Below are 5880 nucleotides of genomic sequence, written 5' to 3'. Positions count from 1 at the left end.
CCCCCAGTGCCCTCACCCCCCCCCCGCCGATCGGCGGGGGGCGTGCGCGTCACGGTAACCCGGGCTCCGGGGTGTCTGCCAACTCCGTTGTCGGAAATCCAGGTTGACGATGAGGGGCGGAGGTCAGGCCGCTGTGTGGGTGCGCGCTTCGCCCATCTCGATGCGCTTCACCGCGCTCGGGACGGCGAAAGCGGGCAGCAGGCAGTGCCACATGTCCTCGACGCGCTGCGGCAGGTTGGGCCGGGTGCGGTCCGAGGTCTCGACGTAGGAGCGCATCTGCGCGCCCGTACAGGCGTCGACCACCAGCCGGGAGAGCGTCGCGACGTCGGTCCCGGCGCGCAGCTCCCGGCGGGTCAGGGCGACCTGGAGGGCCTCGGAGATGATCTCGGTCCACTGGTCGTGGGAGTTGGCCTGCGGGGAGGCGAAGTTCTCCTGCTCCCACACCAGTCGGGCCCCCGCCTGCAGGATCGGGTCCTTCGGCATCCGGTACGCCCAGGTGAGGGTGATGTCCACGGCCTGCTGAAGCCCCTCGGACGCGTGCGGCGGCACCACGTGCTTGGGCTGCTCCTGGACCAGCAACTGGGCCAGCTCGTCCTTGCTCCGGAAGTGGAAGTACACCGCTCCCATCGTCAGCCCGGCCCGGTCGGCGATCTTCATCATGCTGGCGCCGGCGAAGCCCAGCTCTCCGAACACCTCCGCCGCCGCCTGGATCAGGGTGTCACGGGTCCGTTCGGCCCGTGCCTGCTTCACTGTCCGCCCAGTCGCCATGCGCGCACCTCAAGGATCGTGCTTCCCAAAAACCAAAGTGTTCATTATTTTATTGACGGATGCAGCGGCCAGGCAACTGCCTGTGCGCCGCAGTTCAGCACGTACTCTCGAGGAGACGACTCGTCATGACATCGTGCACGACCGCGAACCTGCAGCTCATCGATGCTCAGCCGGAAACACCTGCCGGAATCCTAACGCAGGTGCGCAAGAGTGACCCTGGAGAAGTGCTGGTGTCCGGCTGGAGCCGGGTCTCGGACAGCACGCAGCACGTCACGGTGACCTGGCCCCGGGCGCACCAGTTCTACACCGAGGGCGGCCGCCACCGGCCGCTTCTCTTCACCGAGAGCCTGCGGCAGGGGCTCGCCCTGCTGAGCCACGCCGTCCACGAGGTCCCGCTCGGCCACCGGCTCGGCTGGGAGTCGGTGGACTTCTCGGTCGACCCCGAGGCGCTGCAGGCCACTTCGGAGCCGGTGACAGTCACGCTGCTGGTGACGCACCTGTCGGTCAGACGCCGCAGACTCGGCTCCGCCCACTTCGCCTCCCGCGTCGAGGCGCGGCACTCCGGACTTCAGCTCGGCGCCGCCGAGGTGCACTACACCACCCATCCGCCGGTGCTCTATGACCGACTGCGCGGCCGCTACGCGAACGCCCGCGAGGCCTTCGCCCTCGCCGCGCCCCCCACGCCGCCCGTCCCGCCGAGCCTGGTCGGGCGCACCCACGCCCGTGACGTGGTGCTCTCGCCGACGGGCTCCGCCCACGGCTGGCAGCTGCGCGTGGACACCGGCCACGGCGTCCTGTTCGACCACCCGCACGACCACATACCCGGCATGGTGCTGCTGGAGGCGGCGGATCAGGCCGCGCAGGCCGCCATGGGCCGCCCGGTCACCGCCGTCGCGTTCGACACGACCTTCGTCCGCTACGTGGAGTTCGACCGGCCGTGCCTGGTCACAGCCGAACCCGAGGCCCCCGACGGCCTCGGCCGCGCCCGCACCCGGGTCGAGATCACCCAGGACGGCCGCCCCGTGTTCACCTCGACCGTGACCACGCTGCCCCGCTGAGGCCCGCAGCGGCCCGCCGAGGCCCGCCGAGGGCCCGGGTCACTCCGCGGCGAGCCTGCCGCGCACCATCGTCGACAGCACCGCGTGCACGTCGTCCAGGCTGCGCTCCGGCTGGAACGTCAGCCAGTCCACCGCGACGACCAGCACCATGCCGAAGACCGCCGCCGCGACCAACCCCGTGTCGAGGTCGGCCCGCAGCTCCCCTGACGCCACCGCGTCGTCCAGGGAGCCCCGCACCACCGCGACCGCCTCCTCCCGCAGCAGGGTGAGCGTGGACTGCCAGGCGCGGTTGGTGCGCCACAGCTCCGACAGCAGCAGCCGTGCGAACGCGCGGTACTGCTCGATGAACGCGAGACCCTCGCGGATCATCGCGTCGAGCTGGTCGATCGGCGCGCCGGGGTGGGCGGCGGAGGCGCCCCGCAGCGCCTCGGTGAGCAGGCCGACGCCGTGCCGCAGCAACTCCTCGAACAGCTGGTTCTTGTTCTTGAAGTTGTAGTAGACCGTGCCCTTGGCGACCCCGGCCCGCTCCGCGATCTCGTCCACCGAGGTCGCGGAGAAGCCCTGCTCCGCGATCAGCTGCTGGGCCGCGACGAAGAGCTTCTGCCGGGTCTGCTCGCGGCGTCCGCCGCCGCTGCCCGCACGGGCCGTTCTGGGGGGAGGGGTCATGGCGTCATCCTTCCGCACCGCGCGCGGATCCGCGGATCCGCGGATCACAGCACCAGCTCCGGGTGGAGCGCGGCGACCGTCCACATCTGGCGGCGCCGCGCCGCCAGCACCGTGCCGGCCAGGGAGGCGACCAGGAAGGCGGCGAGGACGCCCGTGCCCTGCCACACCACGGTCAGGTCCCCGCCGCTGATCAGGCGGCGCAGGCCGTCCACGACCCAGGTCATCGGCAGGTAGGGGTGGATCGCGCCGAAGAAGCCGGGGCTGGTCTGGACGGGGTAGGTGCCGCCGGCCGAGGTCAGCTGGAGCATCAGGATCGCCAGGCCGATGACGCGGCCGCGCGTCCCGAAGACGGCGTTGACGCACTGGAGCACGGCCGCGAAGGTCGCGGAGGTGAGCAGCAGGAAGGCGATCGCCGCCGCCGGGCGGGCCAGGTCCAGGCCGAGCGCGAAGTGCAGCACCGCCAGCAGTGCCCCGACCTGCGCGACGCCGATCGCGACCGCCGGCAGCCAGCCGGCCAGCGCGGCGCGCCAGGAGGGGATGCCCGCCGCCAGCAGCCTGCTGTTCAGCGGGCGCAGCAACATGTAGGCGACCATCATGCCGACCCACAACGCCAGCGGGATGAAGTACGAGGACAGCCCGGTGCCGTAGTTGGCGGCCTTGTTGAGCGTGCCGAGGGCGAGCTGGACCGGGTCGCTCATCACGCTGGTGGTGTCCGCGCGGTCCTGGGCGCTCAGGTCCGGGATCTTCGCGGCGCCGTCGTGGAGCGAGCCCGCCAGCTGGTCCGAGCCGCCCGCGAGCTGGTAGAGGCCGGAGTTGAGATGGTCCGCGCCGGAGGCGAGGGTGCCGAGCCCGTCGTCGAGGGTGTGCGCGCCGGTCGCGAGGCGGCCGCTTCCGGTGGAGAGCTGGGCGACGCCCGCGTTCAGCTCGTCGATCCTCGCCACCTGCGCGTCGACCTGGTCGGCCAGGTGGGGCGCGTCGGCGGCCAGCTGGTTCGCGTAGCCGCGCACGGTGCCCGCGTCGGAGGCCAGTTGGGCCAGCTGCGCCTTGTTCGCGGCGACCGCCTGGTCGACGGCGACGGCGATCTGGACGGTCCGCTGCGACGCCTGGACGGCGGTCCGCAGCGCGGCGCACTCGGCCGCGCTGCCGCCTGACGCGGTTCCCGTCGGGGTCCCGGCCGCGGCCCCGGCCTGCTGTGCCGACTGGCACTGCTGGTCGTAGACCTGCTGGAGCTGCGCCTCGGCCGCCCTGGCGTCCGCCACGGCCTTGGCCGAGTCGGCGGGCAGCGAGGTGGCGATCTGCTGCACGGTGCCGGCGGCCGTCGCGACGGCCTGTGCGGCCCGCTGGATGTCCCCGGCGCGGGCGCGCAGCGTCGGCGTCAGCTTGTCGGTGACGCCGTGCACCATCCGGTCCAGCTGCGCGGTCCCGGCCGCGGCCTGGACGGCACCGCTGTGCAGCTGGTCGAGCCCGCTCGCGAGTCGGCCGCCGGCGCTCCGGGCCTGGCCGAGGCCGCCGCTGAGCTGCTGCGCCCCGCCCTGGGCGGTGTGCGCGCCCTGCGCCAACCGGCCCGCGCCGCCCGCCGCCTGGAGGGTCTGGTCGTGCAGGTCGCCGAAGGAGATGTAGATCTGGTCGAGGTAGCCGCGTACCGCGCTGGAGGAGCTGGCGGCGCGGATCTCGGAGAAGGCGGACTTCGCGATGATGCCGCTCAGATAGCTGTTGGAGTCGTTGCTGCGCGCCTGGAGCAGCCCCGCGACGGGGTGGTCGCTCCCGCCCGTCGCGATCCTCGCGGTGAAGTCGGCGGGGATGGTGAGCGTCATGTAGTAGTCGCCCTTGCGCAGCCCCTGGTCGGCGCGGGAGGGGCTGACCTGGTGCCAGTCGAAGGTGTGCCGGTCCAGCAGCTCGGTGGTGAGGTCGCGTCCGGCGTTCAGCTCCTTGCCGCCGACCTCGGCGCCCTGGTCCTGGTCGACGATCGCGACCGGCAGACGGTCGAAGTGGCCGTACGGGTCCCAGAACGACCAGATGTAGAGCGCGCCGTAGAGCAGCGGCAGCAGCGCCACCGCGACGACGGCGGCGCGCGGCAGCGAGCCGCGCCGGAAGCGGCGCAGCTCGAGCGAGCCGAGGGAGAGGGCGCGCAGCGGGCGCCGACGGGTCAGCCTGTCACTCATCGTCGACGCCGCCTTCCAGGTCAGCCGTGTCGTTCTCGGTGTCGGATCCGTTCGACCGAGCTGGGGCCGACTGCGGTGCGGTCGACTCCGGCCCGGCAGGCTCCGGACCGGCAGACGCCGACCTGGCAGGCTCCGGCGTGGCCGACTCGGGTGCGGCCGCGTGCGCTTCGCCGAGGGCGACGACCACGTCGGCCCTGGCGTCGGCCGGGGCCTGGCGGGTCGTGGCCAGCACGGTGAGCCCGGCGTCGGCGAGGGCGCGCAGCGTCGCCCAGGCCGCGTCGCGTTCGGCGTCGGAGAGGCGGTCGCCGACGTCGTCGACGGCGAGCACGCGCGGGCGTCCGATCAGCGCCGCCGCGAGGGAGGTGCGGAACGCCTGCAGTGCGGAGAGTGAGTCCGCCCGCAGCGGCAGCTCGGCCCGGGTCAGCCCGGCCGCGTCGATCGCGGCGGTGACGCGCCGGTGCGCGCGGCGTCCGTGGGAGCGCAGCAGCAGCCGCTCGGTCAGGTGCTCCTCGACGGTCAGTCCGCCGTCGAGGTCGTTCACGCCGGCGACGGCCCCGAGCGCGACCACCTTCCGCACCGCGGCGGCCCGCCGCGGCAGCGGCAGCCCGGCGACGGTCGCCTCCCCGCCGCTGGGCCGCATCCGGCCCGCGACGCTCAGCAGCAACGATGTCCGCCCGGACCCGCTCTCCCCGACCAGGGCCACCAACTGCCCTGGCTCCCCCGTGAAACTGACGCCCTGGTAGACGTCCCCGCGCGGCCCGCGCAACGCCAGGTCCGCCGCCGCGACGGGGGCGCCTTCGTAGTCGCCCATCCTCGCCCCTCCCACTGATCCGCAGTCTTTTGAACTGACCGGTCAGTACAAAAAGGTACCACTGCGGGAGACGCTCCGGGCGAAGGGGGGCGATTCAGGCGGGCCGGTCAGGCGGGCCGGGCCAGGCCGGCGTCGTAGGCGATGATCACGGCGTGGACGCGGTCGCGGGCGCCCAGCTTGGACAGCACGCGGCTGACGTGGGTCTTCACCGTCGACTCCGACAGGACCAGCCGTGTGGCGATCTCGCTGTTCGTCAGGCCCTCGGCGACCGACTCCAGGACCTCGCGCTCGCGGTGGGAGAGGACCGCGATGCGGGGGTCGGTGTCGGGTTCGCGCGAGGGGGCGCCGGAGGTGAAGGCGTCGAGGAGACGACGGGTCATCGCCGGGGCGACGACCGCGTCGCCGGCGGCCACGG

At 73.2% G+C, this 5880-nt stretch carries 6 protein-coding genes; 1 reads left to right on the top strand and 5 read right to left on the bottom strand.

The genetic code is table 11. The features are described from left to right. Window positions 1–123 precede the first annotated feature (123 nt). Window positions 124–768: a ScbR family autoregulator-binding transcription factor gene (locus TR50_RS27685; RefSeq protein ID WP_042427793.1), complete on the bottom strand. Its 645-nt coding sequence runs from the start codon at window positions 766–768 to the stop codon at window positions 124–126. 200 nt (window positions 769–968) lie between these two features. Between TR50_RS27685 and TR50_RS27680 the strand changes: the two genes are divergently transcribed. Next, entirely contained in the window at window positions 969–1826 is an 858-nt protein-coding gene (locus tag TR50_RS27680; RefSeq protein WP_236654616.1) for a ScbA/BarX family gamma-butyrolactone biosynthesis protein, read from the top strand. 39 nt (window positions 1827–1865) lie between these two features. On the opposite strand, the gene TR50_RS27675 is transcribed toward TR50_RS27680, so the two are convergent. The 4 genes from TR50_RS27675 to TR50_RS27660 form a co-directional block, all read right to left on the bottom strand. Then, on the bottom strand, window positions 1866–2492 hold the full coding sequence (locus TR50_RS27675) for a TetR/AcrR family transcriptional regulator (protein WP_042427898.1): 627 nt from the start codon (window positions 2490–2492) through the stop codon (window positions 1866–1868). Window positions 2493–2536: 44 nt separating this feature from the next. Next, window positions 2537–4654: a YhgE/Pip family protein gene (locus TR50_RS27670; protein WP_236654615.1), complete on the bottom strand. Its 2118-nt coding sequence runs from the start codon at window positions 4652–4654 to the stop codon at window positions 2537–2539. Next, window positions 4647–5465, bottom strand: coding sequence for an ABC transporter ATP-binding protein (locus TR50_RS27665; protein WP_042427787.1), 819 nt, complete (start codon window positions 5463–5465; stop codon window positions 4647–4649). Before TR50_RS27665 ends, TR50_RS27670 begins: the two co-directional genes overlap by 8 nt. 107 nt (window positions 5466–5572) lie before the next feature. Next, window positions 5573–5880: response regulator transcription factor (locus TR50_RS27660; RefSeq protein WP_042427784.1), on the bottom strand; the 308-nt coding region annotated here is incomplete at its 5' end.

Source organism: Streptacidiphilus anmyonensis, from assembly GCF_000787855.1.
GTDB classification, from domain to species: Bacteria; Actinomycetota; Actinomycetes; order Streptomycetales; family Streptomycetaceae; genus Streptacidiphilus; species Streptacidiphilus anmyonensis.
This window is presented reverse-complemented; position numbering and strand designations above follow the sequence as displayed.

Coding starts and splice junctions, on each gene's coding strand:
- TR50_RS27685 (WP_042427793.1), bottom strand. CDS start 768: ATGGCGACTGGGCGGACAGTGAAGCAGGCACGGGCCGAACGGACCCGT.
- TR50_RS27665 (WP_042427787.1), bottom strand. CDS start 5,465: ATGGGCGACTACGAAGGCGCCCCCGTCGCGGCGGCGGACCTGGCGTTG.
- TR50_RS27675 (WP_042427898.1), bottom strand. CDS start 2,492: ATGACCCCTCCCCCCAGAACGGCCCGTGCGGGCAGCGGCGGCGGACGC.
- TR50_RS27670 (WP_236654615.1), bottom strand. CDS start 4,654: ATGAGTGACAGGCTGACCCGTCGGCGCCCGCTGCGCGCCCTCTCCCTC.